The following is a 14,781-nucleotide window of genomic DNA, read 5'->3' as shown; positions in this document are numbered from 1 at the left end:
CGGCCCCGTGGTCCCGCCGCCGCAGGGTGGCCTCGCCCACCCGGGCCCCGGACGCGGTGGTCCTCAGACCCACCGTGCCCGGGGTGGCGGCCGGCTCAGAAGAGCGCGGACATCAGGGCCGTGCGCCCCTTCTTGACACGCGGGTCCTCGGCCCCGACGACGTCGAAGAGCTGGACCAGGTGCAGCCGCACCCGCTCCCGGTCGTCGCCCGCCAGGGTGCGGACCAGGTCGACCAGGCGCAGGAAGGCGTCCTCCACGTGGCCGCCCATGACATCCAGGTCGGCCACGAGCAGCTGGGCGTCGACGTCGGACGGGTCCGCGGCCGCCGCCGCGCGGGCGGCGAGCAGGTCGACCCCGGTGGTGCGCTGGAGCAGGTCGACCTGGGCCTTGCCGATCGCGGCGTCGCGGTCCTTGGGGTCCTTGGCCAGCGCCTTGTCGTACGCCGCGCGGGCGGCGTCGAAGTCACCCCGGTCGAGGGCGGCATAGGCCTCCTCGTGCTCCGGCGACAGAGGCGGCAGCTCGGGGGCGGCGTCCGCGCCCTCGACCCGGCCGGTGACCCCGTTGGCGACGGCGACCTTGGCGAGCTCGTCGACATACCGCTGGATGACCTCGCGGGGCTGCGGTCCGACGAACAGCGGGACCGGCTGACCCTGCAGCAGGCCCACGGCCATCGGGATCTGCTGGACCCCGAGGGCCTGGGCCAGACCCGGCGAGGCGTCGACGTCGACGGTGGCGAGCAGGAACCGACCACCCGACGCCTCGGCGACGGCGGCGAAGTCGGAGACGGTCTCGGCGCCGCCCTGACGACCGCTCCACACCAGCAGGACGACCGGGTGCTTGACCGACTGCTGCATGATCTGCTGGATCGTGGCGTCCGTGGCCTCGACCACGACGCGCGAACCGCCGGCGGGCTGTGCCGGGGCCTCCCCCTGCCCGGCGGGCGTCCGGGGCGCGCCCCCGGAGGTGGTGGACAGTCCGGACAGGTCGACCGCGCCACGTGCAGCGGCGCCGGGGAACGGCTGGCTCGTCATACGGCTCATTCTGTCGCAGCGTCGCAGGTATGGCGAAAACCCGCGCGCCCGAAAGGTCCTTCAGAAGCGGGCGGGCTCGCGATAGATGCCCCACTCCTCGCGCAACGCGTCGCAGATCTCGCCCAGCGTCGCCTCGGCGCGGACCGCGTCGAGCATGGCCGGGATCATGTTGTCGCTCGTGCGGGACACCTTGACCATCCGCTCGACGGCGTCCCGGGCGATCTCCTCCTTGCGCCCGGCCCGGCGCCGGCCGAGGGTTGCCACCTGCTCACGCTCCACCTCGTGCGAGACCCGCAGGATGTCGAGCTCGGAGCTCACCGACTCGGTGAGGCAGTTGACCCCGACGATCTTCTTGGTCCCCTCCTCCAGCGCGATCTGGTGGCGGAAGGCCGCGTCGCCGATCTCGAGCATGAACCAGCCCTCCTCGATCCCGTGCAGGATCCCCGAGGTCATCGGCATGCCGGGCGCGTCCGCACCGGACTGCACGGCCTCGCGCACCGCCTCGGCCAGGCGCGGCTTGTCCGTCGAGTCGACCCGCGTCGTGCCCATCGCCAGGATGCGGGTGAAGATCGCCTCCGCCTCGGCCTCGATGCGGTCGGTCAGCGCCTCGACGTACCACGAACCGCCCAGCGGATCCGCGACGTTCGTGACACCCGTCTCCTCCATGATCACCTGCTGGGTGCGCAGGGCGATCTCGGCCGACTGCTCGGTCGGCAGCGCCAGGGTCTCGTCCAGGGCGTTGGTGTGCAGCGAGTTGGTGCCACCCAGGACGCCCGCGAGCGCCTCGACGGCGGTGCGCACGACGTTGTTGTAGGGCTGCTGCGCGGTCAGCGAGACCCCGGCGGTCTGGGTGTGGAAGCGCAGCTGCATGGCCTTCTCGCTCGTCGCGCCATACACGTCCCGCATCCAGCGGGCCCAGATGCGCCGCGCGGCACGGAACTTCGCGATCTCCTCGAAGAAGTCCACGTGGGCGTCGAAGAAGAAGGACAGGCCCGGCGCGAACGAGTTGACGTCCAGCCCGCGGGACAGCCCCAGCTCGACGTAGCCGAAGCCGTCGGCAAGGGTGAACGCCAGCTCCTGCGCCGCCGTCGCCCCGGCCTCGCGGATGTGGTAGCCGGAGACCGAGAGCGGCTTGTAGGCCTTGATGTTCTGGTCGCAGTACTCCATCAGGTCGCCGATGAGGCGCAGGTGCGGCTCGGGCGCGAAGAGCCACTCCTTCTGGGCGATGTACTCCTTGAAGATGTCCGTCTGCAGGGTCCCGTTGAGGGTGCCCACGTCCACGCCCTGACGCTCGGCGGCCACGAGGTACATGCAGAACACCGGGACGGCGGGCCCGGACACCGTCATCGACGTGGTGGTGTCGCCCATCGGGATGTCGCTGAACAGGATGTCCATGTCGGCGGCCGAGTCGACGGCGACGCCGCAGTGACCCACCTCGCCGAGGCTCATCGGGTCGTCCGAGTCGCGCCCCATCAGCGTGGGCATGTCGAAGGCCACGGACAGCCCGCCGCCGCCGCGCGCGAGGATCATCTTGTAGCGCTCGTTGGTCTGCACGGCGTTGCCGAACCCGGCGAACTGCCGGATCGTCCAGGTGCGCCCGCGATAGCCGGTGGCGTGCAGCCCTCGGGTGTAGGGGAACTCGCCGGGCCAGCCGATGCGGTCCATGCGCTCGTCGGCGGCCGCCTGCTCGTCGGTGGGGCCGTAGACCGGCTCGACCTCGAGGCCGGACAGGGTGGTGAAGTCGGCCTGGCGGAGGCGGCCCGTGGCCACCGCCTCGTCGTACCGCGCCTGCCACCGGCTGCGGCCCTGGCTGCGGTGCTCGGGGGTGGTGGAGTCGCTGCGCTGGGTCTCCTGGATCGTCATGGCGACAACATACGTGGACGTCCTAGTAGTTGTCCGTGCCCGGCGCGCTCCGGCCCGGCGTGGACGGTGTCCTCGTCCTCGGCCGGGTCCTCGCCGTCGGCGAAGTCCCCCGCCGCCACCCGCACCCGGCGCAGCACGCCGAAGAGCTGTGCGTGCTCGGCGTCGTCGAGCACGTCCAGCCCGAAGCCCAGGGCGTGCAGGTCGGCCGTCGCCGCCTCCATGACCGCCCGGCCCGCGTCGGTGATCTGCGCCAGGGTCCCCCGACCGTCGTCCGGGTTGGGCACCCGCCGCACGAAACCCTGGGTCTCGAGCCGCTGCACGATGCTCGTGGCGCTCGTCGGGTGCACCATCAGCCGCTCCCCGATGCGCGTCATCGGCAGCCCCCTCGCCCGGGCGAAGGCCAGCAGCACCAGCGCCTCGTAGCGCGCGAAGGTCAGCCCGTGCCGACCGCACGCCTGGTCGAGCTGCATGGTCAGCACCTGGGCGACCCGCAGCAGGCTGGTGGCCGTCGCCATCTGGGTGGCGGGCGCCTCGTCGCCCCACCGCTCCCGCCAGGTCAGCTCGGCGCGGGCGATCGGGTCGAAGGGCAGGTTGAGCGGGGTCACCCGCGCAGGATAGAGGCGCGGCCGGGTGAGAGTCACCGCGCGTCGTCGCCGCGACCCCAGGGCGGGGTCTCCCCGGCCACCTCGTCGAGCAGATCCGCCAGCGCCGCGCGATCCACCCGCGCGACGGGCGAGGTGGCCACCCAGGTGCCTCGCGGGCTGCGCAGCTCGATTCGACCCCCTCGGTCAGCTCGCCACGCACCTGCAGCACCGCCTGGCGTGGCGGGCGACCGGCCACCTCGACGATCCAGGTGGGCTGCTCCCCCACCATCACGAGCACCGCATCCGCTCCGGGACCGAGGGGTAGTCCGACCACGGTGCGGGACTGCGCCCACGGCGCGGTCAGCAGGTGCACGAGGCTGCGGCGTGCCCGCCACAGGGTGCGTCCCATAGCGTGGTGGCATTCCCGCGCTGGTCGCCGCGATGGTGCTGCTGCTGTTCAGGGGGGTCATCGCGGGTACTTCCAGGATTCCGCCAAGAACTCCAAGGACCCGCGATGACCCGTCCCCAGTCTGCCCTGTCCGCGCTCGTCGGTGAACTCCTCGCCGATCCTGACCTGGCCCGCGACGACGTGTTCCGCCGGCTGCTGCAGGCCGGGTTGCAAGACCTCGTCGACGCCGAGGCTACCGCCAAGATCGGCGCCGGCCGCTACGAGCGGACCCCAGATCGCACGACCCGCCGCAACGGCACCCGCCCCAAGACCGTGGCGACCCCGGCCGGGGAGCTGACCCTGGCCATCCCCAAGCTGCGCGAGGGCTCGTTCTTCCCCTCCCTGCTGCACCCACGCCGACGCGTCGACAAGGCCCTGTACGCCGTGATCTGCACCGCATGGATCGACGGGGTCTCCACCCGTAAGGTCGACGACCTGGTCAAGGCCCTGGGCAACGACACCGGCATCAGCAGGTCGACCGTGTCCCGGATCTGCGCCGACATCGACGACTCCGTCCACGCCTTCCTGACCCGGTCCCTGGACCACACGTGGTTCCCGTACCTGTACCTCGACGCGACCTATCTGGACGTCCGTCACGGCGGCCGGGTCGTCTCCCAGGCCGTGGTCACCGCGATCGCGGTCTCCGCCGCCGGGCGCCGCGAGATCCTCGGCATGGCCATCGGCGACAGCGAGTCCACCGACTTCTGGACCGAGTTCCTACGATCCCTGCGCACCCGCGGCCTGACGCCCTCCACACCGGCCCACCCCCAGGGCGTGGCCCTGGTCATCAGCGACGCCCACGCCGGGCTGAAGGCCGCGGTCAAGGCCGTGCTGCCCGGCGCCGCGTGGCAACGCTGCCGGGTCCACTTCGCCCGCAACATCACCCAGGTCCTCGGGTCCGCCCGGTCCAAGCCTGTTAACGCCCTGGTCAGCACGATCTTCGCCCAGACCAGCCCCGAGGCCGTCCGGGAGACCTATCACCAGGTCACCGCGTCCCTGCAGGCCTCCTTCCCCCAGCTCGCGGCCATGCTCGCCGACGCCGAGGCCGACCTGACCGCGTTCGCCGCGTTCCCCACCGAGCACTGGAAGAAGATCTGGTCGAACAACCCCGTCGAACGCTGCAACGGCGAGATCAAACGCCGCGCCGACGTCGTCCAGGTCTTCCCCAACCGCGACAGCGTCACCCGCCTCGTCGGCGCCGTCCTCCTCGAGCAGCACGAGGAATGGCAGTACGGCGAACGCCGCTACCTGTCAGACACCAGCATGCGACGACTGCTCTACACGCTCACCACCGAGAACATCCCAACCGCCATCACCACCTGAAACAACACCACCCCACGGGACTTGACCCCGCCACACCCGCACGGCCTGGACCGCGAGCGCGAGCAGCAGCGCGAGCGCGCTGAGCGGCGCCCATCGGCGGGCATCTCCCTCGTCGGTCGCCAGCCCGGCCGTCAGCGCGGCCAGGACCAGCACCACCCACCAGCCACCGGCCGCCAGGGTCAGCCAGAACTGGCCGGACCAGGAGCGCACCTCCTCCAGGGAGAGCGGTTCCGGGTCCGGATCACCCTCGTCGTCCCAGCCCTCCCGCGCGGACAGCTCGAGAGCACGCCGCACCAGCGGGTCTCGGGCCAGCGGGCTGGACGGTGGCGCGGTGGCCGCCAGGACCGGCTGGAGCGTGATCGCAGGGATGTCCGTGAATCGGGCACGAGTCCGCCGGCGCAGCCAGCCCGCGAGGGCGAGCAGCCCGATCCCCAGACCTGGCGCCCAGAACCGCAGGAAGCTGGACAGTCCCTCGTCGGACATCCCCTCCCCTCGCAGGGGCCCGGTGTGCGCGCGCACCTGGATCGGGTCACCGGCCTGGACCGGCCGACCGTCGTGCTCGGAGCAGTCGACGTGGACGCCGGACACCCGGTCCGCGGTCCGCGGATCCAGCCAGCTCACCACGCAGCTGCCGTCATGCGGGGTCTCGTCGACGCGAGCGACCACCTCGACGCTGGTGAGCCAGATCGGCCAGAGGAGACAGGCGCCGAGCAGGCAGAGCGCTCCGAGTGCCGCCACGACCTGGGCGGGCCGGGACCGTGCCCGGCGACCCGGGGCCGGCCCCCCGGGCACGACTCCGTCGGCTCCGGTGGGGCGCGACGAGCGGCGGAGGGCGTCCAGGGCGTCGACCGCAGCCAGCGGGACCCCCACGAGCAGCCGACGACCGTCGGGGCCCTGGCAGGCCTCCAGCACCCAGGTCTCCTGGCGGTGCTCGTCCTCCAGGACGGTGCACACCGCGTCCCCCGGCAGGTGCAGCGGCGTGCGCCAGCGCCAGATGTCGCAGGACCACTCGAGCACGTCACCGACGACCGTGACGTGCCCCTGCTGGTCCAGCTCCTCCCGCTCGTCGACGAGCAGCGCCACCATCTCGCGGCGGGCGCCCGCGGCCCAGGCACGGGCATGCCGTGCCCGCACCCGCCCTCTCACCCGCCTCCCCACCACTGCGAGGACGACGGCCAGGGTCGCCCACAGGAGAAGTTCCATCAGCGGGGGCTGGTATGGCGCAGACCTGGACGGTCGCCCTCAGGGCCGAACTCGGTCATCCCTGGCGGCCGGCGATCTTGGCCTCGAGCCGCTCGAGCTTGCCGTCGAGCTCGCCCGTGCGCCCCGGCCGCAGGTCGGCCTTGAGCACCAGCGAGACGCGGGGGCTGTGCTGGGCGCAGGCCTCGCAGGCGGCCTTGATCACGGCCAGGCACTCGTCCCACTCGCCCTCGACGGTGGTGAACATCGCGTCGGTGCGGTGCGGCAGGCCGGAGTCGCGGACGACCTGGATGACGTCGGCCACGGCGTCGGAGACCGAGCCGGACTCGTCGGCGGCGGTGGCGGGGGCGATGGAGAAGGCGAAGAGCATGAGGCGAACGTACCTCGGGCTCAGGCCCTCCGGTGGAGCAGGGTGGCCCCGTGCCAGGCTCCCGCGAGCAGCACCACGAGGGCCCCCGCGGACGCGACGGCTGCGGTGAGCATGTAGTAGGCGATGGCGTGGGCCCCCATGTAGGGACCGACGGTGACGAGCTCGTAGAGCGCGGCCAGGCCGCCCACCGCCATGGGGACGGGCAGCAGCAGCGCGGCGACGGAGGGCACACGTCGGGCCACGAGGTCCGGAGGGCGCCGGGCCAGGTCGTGGTAGGCGGTCCAGCAGATGGCGGCGAGGCCGAGGACCGAGCAGAGGTACATCAGCCACCGGGCCACCGGCAGCCCGCCGAGCGACATGGCGAGGAAGGGCAGGTGGGCGGACAGCCAGGACGGCTCGTGGGTGAGCTGGTCCCAGGCCAGGTGCGACAGCGACCCCACCAGCACGGCGGGCAGGGACCACAGCCAGTGGCCCCGGTCCATGACCGGCGGCCGCACGGTCATCCGGGCGCGGCACCAGTCGGGCAGCGCGTCCAGGACCGGGCCGCGCAGGTAGTAGCCCCACACGGCGGTCAGCAGGAGTGCGACGGGCACGCAGAAGGCCACCAGCCCGAACCACGTGTGGGTCCAGGAGTGTGCCTCGTCGCGGGTGCCGAGCAGTCCCCCCGGGACGTAGATCGGCACGTCCGGCGACAACGACCCGGCCACGAGCGCCGCCAGCGGGAGGTGCGACCACCGCAGGGGCAGCACCACGGCGGGGTGAGCGAGCGTGAACGGCACCCCGGCAGCCTAACGATCAGGGGTATGCCGTGCAGGGCTCTCGGCATACCCCTCGCCTCGTGTCCCCTCCCGTGGGCACGGGGCCGGCTCAGGTGAGGTCGGCGAGCACCTGGTCGGCCGCGCGGTAGGGGTCGCTCTGCCCGTCCACGACCGCGGCGGCGAGCGCCTCGATCCCGTGAGAGCCGCGCAGGTCGCCCATCCGCTCGCGCAGCGAGGTGATGACGATCGACTCGATCTCGTCGGCGGCCCGGCGGGTGCGCCGACGACGCAGCTCGCCCTTGTCCTGCATCCAGGCCAGGTGCTTGTCGAGCGCCTCGACGACCTCGCCGACGCCCTCGTGCTTGTGGGCGACGGTCTTGACCACGGGCGGGCGCCACAGGCCGGCCTCGGTGCGGTCGCCGAGGGAGATCATGTGGCGGATGTCGCGCACGGTGTTGTCGGCGCCGTCGCGGTCGGCCTTGTTGACCACGAAGACGTCGCCGATCTCGAGGATGCCGGCCTTGGCGGCCTGGATCCCGTCACCCATCCCGGGCGCGAGGAGCACGATGGTGGTGTCGGCGAGCCCCACGATCTCGACCTCGCTCTGGCCGACGCCGACGGTCTCGACGAGGATCACGTCGCAGCCGGCCGCGTCGAGGACGCGCAGGGCCTGCGGGGTCGTCCAGGACAGTCCCCCGAGGTGGCCGCGGGAGGCCATCGAGCGGATGTAGACCTGGGGGTCCAGGACGTGGTCGGCCATCCGGATCCGGTCGCCGAGGAGCGCCCCGCCGGAGAAGGGCGAGGAGGGGTCCACCGCCAGCACGCCGACGCGCAGGTCGCGCTTGCGCAGCTCGGTGACCAGGGCGTTGGTGGAGGTCGACTTGCCGACGCCCGGCGACCCGGTGATCCCGACGATGTGGGCGTGGCCGGTGTATGGCGCGAGCGCGGCCATCACCTCCCGCAGGGCCGGGTGGGCGTCCTCGACCATCGAGACGAGCCGGGCGACGGCTCGAGGGGCCCCGGCTCGGGCCTGCTCGACGAGGGACGGGATGTCGACCTGACGGGACACGGTGTGCTGCTCCTCCGGAGGTAGGGAGCTGCGCGGACGCCCCGGCAGGAGGCGCCCGCGCAGCGGGGACTTACTTGGCGACCTTGACGATCAGGGCGTCGCCCTGGCCGCCGCCGCCGCACAGGGCAGCCACGCCGGTGCCGGCCGCGCCGCTTGAGCTCGAGGGCCAGCGTGAGGACGACCCGCGCGCCGGACATCCCGAGCGGGTGGCCGAGGGCGATGGCGCCGCCGTTGACGTTGATCCTGTCCTCGTCCAGCCCGAGGTGACGGGCCGACGCGATGCCGACGGCGGCGAAGGCCTCGTTGATCTCGACCAGGTCGAGGTCCTTGGGGTCGACGCCCTCCTTGCGGCAGGCTGCCGCGATGGCGTTGGCCGGCTGCAGCTGCAGGGTCGAGTCGGGCCCGGAGACGTTGCCGTGGGCGCCGATCTCGGCGAGCCACTCCAGGCCCAGCTCCTCGGCCTTGGCCTTGCTCATCACGACGACCGCGCAGGCGCCGTCGGAGATCTGCGATGCGGAGCCGGCCGTGATGGTGCCGTCCTTGCTGAACGCCGGACGGAGCTTGCCCAGGGACTCGGCCGTGGTCTCGGCGCGGACGCCCTCGTCGGTCTTGAACTCGATCGGGTCGCCCTTGCGCTGCGGGATCGTCACCGGGACGACCTCGTCCTCGAAGCTGCCGTCGGCCCAGGCCTTGGCCGCCAGCTGGTGCGAGCGCGCGGCGAAGGCGTCCTGCTCCTCGCGGGAGACGGCGTTCTCGTCGACGTTCTCGGCCTCGGTCAGCAGGCCCATCGGCTGCTCGGTGAAGACGTCCCACAGGCCGTCCACGATCATCGAGTCGGCGAGCGTGGTGTCGCCGTACTTGAACCCGTCGCGGGACTTGGGCAGCAGGTGGGGGGCGTTGGTCATCGACTCCTGGCCGCCCGCCACCACGACGTCGAACTCTCCGGCGCGGATGAGCTGGTCGGCCAGGGCGATGGCGTCCAGGCCGGACAGGCAGACCTTGTTGACGGTGAGGGCGGGGACCGTCATCGGGATCCCGGCCTTGACCGCGGCCTGGCGGGCCGGGATCTGCCCCACGCCGGCGCCGAGGACCTGGCCCATGACGACGTACTCGACCTGCTCCGGGCTGACCCCGGCCCGGTCGAGAGCTCCCTTGATGGCGACGGCGCCGAGGTCGGCTCCGCTGAAACCCTTGAGGGAGCCCATGAGCCTCCCCATGGGCGTACGGGCGCCGGCGACGATGACCGACGGGGTGGATGCAGCGGACATGGGTGAGGCCTCCAGCAGCGATGGTGGGTGAGGTCTGTGCATCCCCACCATAGTCAGCGGCGCCAGCGGGGAGCGCGACGCACAGGTCGTGGCTGGTGGGGCGTCGTGGTGACTCTCGTCATAGGCCCCTCGCGACCGACCCCGGCTGGGGCGCGCCGGCGCGGGGGTCCTAGGCTGAGGGCATGGCTGACAACGACCTGCAGGGACTGTTCACGCACATCGACCACGTCGGCATCGCCGTCCGTGACCTCGACGAGGCCATCGAGTTCTACGAGACCAAGTACGGCATGAAGATGGCCCACCGCGAGGTCAACGAGGAGCAGGGCGTCGCCGAGGCGATGATGGCGGTCGGCGACTCGACCTCCCACATCCAGCTCCTCGCTCCCCTCAACGAGCAGAGCACCATCGCGAAGTTCATCGACAAGAGCGGCGTCGGCATGCAGCAGATGGCCTACCGCGTCGAGTCCATCGACGCCGTGTGCGCCACGCTCAAGGAGCGCGGCCTGCGCCTGCTCTACCCCGAGCCCAAGCGCGGCACCGCCGGTTCCCGCATCAACTTCATCCACCCCAAGGACGCCGGTGGGGTTCTCGTCGAGCTGGTCGAGCCCGCGCCGGGCGGCATGCACTGAGGTCCTGCCTCCAGCACGTATGGCGGAGCGCTCGTCCCTGACCGGGGGCGGGCGCTCCGTCGCGTGACGGGCTAGCGGACCGTGCCGGACGCCGCGAGGTCCGCCACCGTCACCGAGGTCAGCCCCCGGGCGCGAAGCGACGCCAGCAGGTGGGGCAGCGCCTCCACCGTCGCGCTGCGGTCGTAGGTCTGGGCCCATCGCCCGGCGACGTGTCCGCCGTCGTGGGCGAGGACCACCGCGCCCGGCGCCAGGTCCTCCCCCAGCGCACGGCCCCCGGCCGCGACGCCGTCGTGCAGGTTGGCCTCCAGGCAGTCGGTCCAGAAGACCTGTCGCTCCCCCGCCGCGCGCGCCTGCCCCGTGACGGCCCGGCTGGTGCGCCCGACGGGCGGTCGCAGCAGCCACGGCTCGCCCCCGCCGGATCTGGTCGCGGCCGTCACCGCGGCTCGCCCCCGCCGGATCTGGTCCCCCGCCTCCGGCGCCGGGACCGCGGTCAGGTCCGGATGGTCGTGCGTGTGGTTGGCGACGAGGTGCCCCTCGCGGCGGATCCGGGCGGCGAGGTGGGGGTGGGCCGCGGCGTTGGCCCCCACGAGGAAGAACGTCGCGTGGGCGTCGTACCGCCGCAGCAGGTCGAGCACCGCGGGGGTGTATGCCGGGTCCGGCCCGTCGTCGAAGGTCAGCGCCACCCACGGGCGGGAGGTGCGAACGGCGTTGATGCATCGGGGGTCTGCCGCCCGCCGCGCCTGCGGGGACGTCGTCGGGCCGCCACAGGCCAGCTCGAGCCGCCCGTCCTGCACCACCGTCAGCCCGAGCCCGGACAGGGCGCACAGCGCCGAGCCGACCAGGATGGTTCGCCGAGGTATGCCGGGGTCAGGGGCCGCCCCCTGGCGGTCTCCCCCGTCACCAGACCCCCGCCCTGGCCCCGCACGCTTCATCCACCCATCGTAGGCATCCCGTGACGGACGTCACCGGTGTGAAGGGGCTCTCATCCCCTGGCAGCCCTCCCGACGCGCCAGTAACGTCGACGAGACAGGCACACGGTGGTGCCCTGCCAAGGAGCCAGAGATGACGAACGACCGCATGATCGCCATCCGCGACGCCATCATGAGCGGCGACCGCACCGACGAGACCTACGCCGGCCTGGACCTGCCCGAGTCCTATCGCGCGGTGACCGTCCACAAGGACGAGGTCGGGATGTTCGAGGGTCGCGCCAGCCGTGACAAGGACCCCCGCGAGAGCCTGCACCTGGACGAGGTGCCGCTGCCCGAGCTCGCCCCCGGCGAGGCCCTCGTCGCCGTCATGGCCAGCTCGATCAACTACAACACGGTGTGGACCTCGATCTTCGAGCCCGTCCCGACGTTCGGCTTCCTGGAGCGCTACGGCCGCACCTCGACCGCCGCCAAGCGCCACGACCTGCCTTATCACGTGGTGGGCTCGGACCTCGCGGGCGTGGTCCTGCGCACCGGCCCCGGCGTCCACATCTGGAAGCCCGGCGCCGAGGTCGTCGCCCACTGCCTGTCCGTCGAGCTGGAGCACCACGACGGGCACGACGACACGATGCTCGACCCGGAGCAGCGGATCTGGGGCTTCGAGACCAACTTCGGCGGCCTGGCCGAGCTCGCCATCGTCAAGGCCAACCAGCTGATGCCCAAGGCCGGGCACCTCACCTGGGAGGAGGCCGCCTCCCCCGGCCTGGTCAACTCCACGGCATACCGCCAGCTCATCTCCCGCAACGGCGCCGGCATGAAGCTCGGCGACCGGGTCCTCGTCTGGGGTGCGTCCGGTGGCCTCGGCTCCTACGCCACCCAGATGGCGCTCGCCGGCGGGGCCACCCCGATCTGCGTCGTCTCCTCCCCGGAGAAGGCCGAGATCTGCCGCAAGATGGGCGCCGAGCTCGTCATCGACCGCAACGCCGAGGGTTACCGCTTCTGGAAGGACGAGCGCACCCAGGACCCCCAGGAGTGGAAGCGCCTCGGGGCCAGGATCCGCGAGCTCACCCACGGTCACGACCCGGACATCGTGTTCGAGCACCCCGGTCGGGAGACCTTCGGCGCCTCGGTCTACGTCACCCGCAAGGGCGGCACCATCGTCACCTGCGCCTCGACCTCGGGCTACATGCACGAGTTCGACAACCGCTACCTGTGGATGAACCTCAAGTCGATCATCGGCTCGCACTTCGCGAACTACCGCGAGGCGTGGGAGGCCAACTCGCTGATCCGTCGCGGTCTGATCCACCCCACGCTGTCCGTGACCTATGCGCTGGAGGACGTGGGCCAGGCCGCCCTCGACGTCCACCGCAACGCCCACCAGGGCAAGGTCGGCGTCCTCACGCTGGCCCCCGAGGAGGGCCTCGGCGTCAGCAACCCGCAGCTGCGCGACGAGCTGCTGACCGAGATCAACCGCTTCCGTCACGTCTGACCCCGCGCCGCCTTCACCGGGGCCCGGGTCGCTGCCCGCGACCCGGGCCCCGTCCTGCTCGTGCCGCCGGCGCGGCGGTCGCGGCTCACCACGGCCGTCGAGATCCCGGTCTGTGACCTGCCTCAAGACGTTCCGGCTCGGTGCGTCGGGACGACGTCTGCGTCGGTCAGACCAGTAGCGTCTCCCTCGTGGAGAGCGTCGAGGACCTCAGCCGAAGAGTGTCGGAGCTGCAGGACATCGTGATAGCTCTGACCCTGAGCGCCGCCTATAGCGGGCAGGAGCCTGTCGAGGAGTTCATGGCCAGGAACCAGATCGGCGGCGAGCGCAGGACCGCCATCGCCCTCGTCCTGGCTGCCCTCCTCGGCCGGGCGTCCGGCGACCCGCTGGACGGTGTCCCCGGAGGGGCCTTGTCGACCGGTTTCCCGCCCTGGCCGAGGCCTGCGGCGCCGGACCGGTCTCGTTGGAGGACGTCGTCGCCGTCCTCTCCCCGCTCGTGGGATCCGAGGAGCGAGCCCACGAGCTCCTGCGGGCGCACCAGGCCCGAGGATTCACGCCCGAGGCCTACGAGGCGCTCGGGATCCCGTGACGCGGGCGGGGTGTGCCCGGGTGGCACGCGCCGGCCCGTGGCACCCGTCGTCGCAGGCAGACGACCGACCACGACCCGCGAGGCTCCGATCAGGACCCCTCAGCCACCTCGCCGGCATAGGTCGTCGGCAACGGGCCGAAGCCCGGCCGCACCCGGGCCACGATCTCGTCCAACGCCCGTCGCACGTAGGTCTCCCCCACCCACAGGTGCTTGCACCCGTCGATCCCGACGACCTCGGCCTGCGGGACCAGCGCGAACCTCTCCCGCGCCTCCTCCGGCTGCAGGTAGTCGTCGTGCTCGGGCACCAGCGCCACCAGCGGTCGCCCGTCCACGGCCCACTCGCGCAGGTGCTCGGGCTGGGTCCACCGCAGCGGGGGGGACAGCAGGACAGCCCCCTCGATCGCCGGCTCCAGGCCGTACATCAGCGTCAGGTCGGTGCCGAAGGACCACCCGACCAGCCACCGGTGCGGGAGCACCGGGCTCTGGCGCAGCTCGGCATACTCGATCGCCGCTGCGACGTCGAAGCGCTCCCCGTCGGCGTTGTCGAAGGACCCCTGGGACGTGCCACGCGGCGAGCTCGTCCCCCGCGTGTTGAACCGCAGCACGGCGATGTCCGCGAGCGCCGGCAGCCGGTAGGACGCCTTCTTGTAGACATGGCTGTCCATGAAGCCGCCGTGCGTGGGCAGCGGGTGCAGCGTCACCAGCGTCGCGACCGGGTCCCGCTCGAGGGGCAGGGCGAGCTCGCCGACGAGGGTGAGCCCGTCAGCGGTGTGCAGCTCGATCTCCTCCCGCCGCGCGGGCAGGATCGTGTTGGCGCGGATCTTGTGCTCAGCCATGGGTTCCTCGTCGGTGGTGATGATCAGGTCGTATGCCGCAGGACGGCGTCAGCGCCGCCCGTCCGGGGCCGGGGCGTCAGCGTCGTCGCCCCGGCAGGTGCCGGTGGTCGCGCGCGGTCCAGCACCCGCTGTGCCAGTGGCGCCGGTCGGGCAGGCCGCGCAGCCCCTCCGCCGGCCAGGCCACCACGTGCGGGAGGGAGTCGTGCAGCTCCTGCTGGCAGCCGGGGCAGCGGTAGACCTTGCCGGTGGCCGCTCCCCGCACGGCGCGCACCATCCACGCCCCGTCGGGGTGCTCCTCGCGCCGCTCCATGCCGGCGAGCCGTCCGACCGCCAGCGGTACGTGCTGGTCGGAGCGTCGGTTCGCGCGGGGCATGAGGTCATTGTCGCAAACCGACCGACGC

Annotated in this window: 14 protein-coding genes and 1 pseudogene; 4 read left to right on the top strand and 11 right to left on the bottom strand. The window is 72.3% G+C overall.

Annotated elements, in window-relative coordinates; all coding sequences use genetic code 11:
- Positions 1-95: 95 nt before the first annotated feature.
- The 3 genes from MM438_RS04885 to MM438_RS04875 are packed head-to-tail and all read right to left on the bottom strand — an operon-like array spanning position 96 to position 3,499.
- Positions 96-1,031 carry a tetratricopeptide repeat protein gene (locus MM438_RS04885; protein ID WP_241451400.1) on the bottom strand — a complete coding sequence of 312 codons (936 nt, stop codon included), beginning with the start codon at positions 1,029-1,031 and terminating at the stop codon, positions 96-98.
- A gap of 60 nt (positions 1,032-1,091) precedes the next feature.
- A complete protein-coding gene (locus MM438_RS04880) occupies positions 1,092-2,894 on the bottom strand; it encodes a coenzyme B12-dependent isobutyryl-CoA mutase large subunit (RefSeq protein WP_241451399.1) in 1,803 nt (600 codons plus the stop codon).
- Positions 2,891-3,499 (bottom strand): MarR family winged helix-turn-helix transcriptional regulator, encoded by a 609-nt coding sequence (locus tag MM438_RS04875; RefSeq protein WP_241451398.1) that lies wholly within the window; start codon positions 3,497-3,499, stop codon positions 2,891-2,893. Before MM438_RS04875 ends, MM438_RS04880 begins: the two co-directional genes overlap by 4 nt.
- 493 nt (positions 3,500-3,992) lie before the next feature.
- Between MM438_RS04875 and MM438_RS04870 the strand changes: the two genes are divergently transcribed.
- Positions 3,993-5,249: an IS256 family transposase gene (locus MM438_RS04870; RefSeq protein ID WP_241450836.1), complete on the top strand. Its 1,257-nt coding sequence runs from the start codon at positions 3,993-3,995 to the stop codon at positions 5,247-5,249.
- On the opposite strand, the gene MM438_RS04865 is transcribed toward MM438_RS04870, so the two are convergent.
- From MM438_RS04865 to MM438_RS04845, 5 genes and pseudogenes are all read right to left on the bottom strand, one after another.
- Positions 5,178-6,452, bottom strand: coding sequence for a hypothetical protein (locus MM438_RS04865; protein ID WP_241451397.1), 1,275 nt, complete (start codon positions 6,450-6,452; stop codon positions 5,178-5,180). The two genes, MM438_RS04870 and MM438_RS04865, sit on opposite strands and share 72 nt — an antisense overlap.
- A gap of 55 nt (positions 6,453-6,507) precedes the next feature.
- Positions 6,508-6,819 (bottom strand): thiamine-binding protein, encoded by a 312-nt coding sequence (locus MM438_RS04860; protein WP_241451396.1) that lies wholly within the window; start codon positions 6,817-6,819, stop codon positions 6,508-6,510.
- A gap of 20 nt (positions 6,820-6,839) precedes the next feature.
- Positions 6,840-7,598 carry a DUF4184 family protein gene (locus MM438_RS04855; protein ID WP_241451395.1) on the bottom strand — a complete coding sequence of 253 codons (759 nt, stop codon included), beginning with the start codon at positions 7,596-7,598 and terminating at the stop codon, positions 6,840-6,842.
- Positions 7,599-7,686: 88 nt separating this feature from the next.
- On the bottom strand, positions 7,687-8,646 hold the full coding sequence (meaB, locus tag MM438_RS04850; protein WP_241451394.1) for a methylmalonyl Co-A mutase-associated GTPase MeaB: 960 nt from the start codon (positions 8,644-8,646) through the stop codon (positions 7,687-7,689).
- A gap of 70 nt (positions 8,647-8,716) precedes the next feature.
- Positions 8,717-9,914, bottom strand: a pseudogene (locus MM438_RS04845) (acetyl-CoA C-acetyltransferase).
- A 182-nt stretch (positions 9,915-10,096) separates the two neighbouring features.
- Here MM438_RS04845 and mce point away from each other — a divergent pair.
- Positions 10,097-10,543 carry a methylmalonyl-CoA epimerase gene (gene mce, locus MM438_RS04840; RefSeq protein WP_241451393.1) on the top strand — a complete coding sequence of 149 codons (447 nt, stop codon included), beginning with the start codon at positions 10,097-10,099 and terminating at the stop codon, positions 10,541-10,543.
- A 71-nt stretch (positions 10,544-10,614) separates the two neighbouring features.
- Here mce and MM438_RS04835 read toward each other — a convergent pair whose 3' ends face one another.
- Positions 10,615-11,475 (bottom strand): polysaccharide deacetylase family protein, encoded by an 861-nt coding sequence (locus MM438_RS04835; RefSeq protein WP_241451392.1) that lies wholly within the window; start codon positions 11,473-11,475, stop codon positions 10,615-10,617.
- A gap of 145 nt (positions 11,476-11,620) precedes the next feature.
- Here MM438_RS04835 and ccrA point away from each other — a divergent pair, with 145 nt between their 5' ends.
- Positions 11,621-12,958, top strand: a complete 1,338-nt coding sequence (gene ccrA, locus MM438_RS04830) for a crotonyl-CoA carboxylase/reductase (RefSeq protein WP_241453311.1) — start codon at positions 11,621-11,623, stop codon at positions 12,956-12,958.
- 460 nt (positions 12,959-13,418) lie between these two features.
- On the top strand, positions 13,419-13,544 hold the full coding sequence (locus tag MM438_RS16220) for a hypothetical protein (RefSeq protein ID WP_277627923.1): 126 nt from the start codon (positions 13,419-13,421) through the stop codon (positions 13,542-13,544).
- 89 nt (positions 13,545-13,633) lie between these two features.
- Here MM438_RS16220 and MM438_RS04825 read toward each other — a convergent pair whose 3' ends face one another.
- Both MM438_RS04825 and MM438_RS04820 read right to left on the bottom strand, forming a co-directional pair.
- The gene (locus MM438_RS04825) at positions 13,634-14,380 is read right to left on the bottom strand and encodes an alpha/beta hydrolase (RefSeq protein WP_241451391.1); all 747 of its coding nucleotides are present in this window, start codon (positions 14,378-14,380) and stop codon (positions 13,634-13,636) included.
- Positions 14,381-14,456: 76 nt separating this feature from the next.
- Entirely contained in the window at positions 14,457-14,753 is a 297-nt protein-coding gene (locus MM438_RS04820) for a hypothetical protein (protein ID WP_241451390.1), read from the bottom strand.
- Positions 14,754-14,781: the final 28 nt, after the last annotated feature.

This window comes from Arsenicicoccus dermatophilus (genome assembly GCF_022568795.1).
In the GTDB taxonomy this organism is placed as follows: Bacteria; Actinomycetota; Actinomycetes; order Actinomycetales; family Dermatophilaceae; genus Arsenicicoccus; species Arsenicicoccus dermatophilus.
The sequence above is the reverse complement of the archived record's forward strand: the minus strand, read 5'-3'. Positions and strand labels throughout refer to the sequence as shown.

What these genes read in the sequence shown, in the direction of transcription:
- MM438_RS04885 (WP_241451400.1), bottom strand. Translation starts at nt 1,031, where the DNA reads ATGACGAGCCAGCCGTTCCCCGGCGCCGCTGCACGTGGCGCGGTCGAC.
- MM438_RS04880 (WP_241451399.1), bottom strand. Translation starts at nt 2,894, where the DNA reads ATGACGATCCAGGAGACCCAGCGCAGCGACTCCACCACCCCCGAGCAC.
- MM438_RS04870 (WP_241450836.1), top strand. Translation starts at nt 3,993, where the DNA reads ATGACCCGTCCCCAGTCTGCCCTGTCCGCGCTCGTCGGTGAACTCCTC.
- MM438_RS04865 (WP_241451397.1), bottom strand. Translation starts at nt 6,452, where the DNA reads ATGGAACTTCTCCTGTGGGCGACCCTGGCCGTCGTCCTCGCAGTGGTG.
- MM438_RS04860 (WP_241451396.1), bottom strand. Translation starts at nt 6,819, where the DNA reads ATGCTCTTCGCCTTCTCCATCGCCCCCGCCACCGCCGCCGACGAGTCC.
- mce (WP_241451393.1), top strand. Translation starts at nt 10,097, where the DNA reads ATGGCTGACAACGACCTGCAGGGACTGTTCACGCACATCGACCACGTC.
- MM438_RS04835 (WP_241451392.1), bottom strand. Translation starts at nt 11,475, where the DNA reads ATGAAGCGTGCGGGGCCAGGGCGGGGGTCTGGTGACGGGGGAGACCGC.
- ccrA (WP_241453311.1), top strand. Translation starts at nt 11,621, where the DNA reads ATGATCGCCATCCGCGACGCCATCATGAGCGGCGACCGCACCGACGAG.
- MM438_RS04825 (WP_241451391.1), bottom strand. Translation starts at nt 14,380, where the DNA reads ATGGCTGAGCACAAGATCCGCGCCAACACGATCCTGCCCGCGCGGCGG.
- MM438_RS04820 (WP_241451390.1), bottom strand. Translation starts at nt 14,753, where the DNA reads ATGCCCCGCGCGAACCGACGCTCCGACCAGCACGTACCGCTGGCGGTC.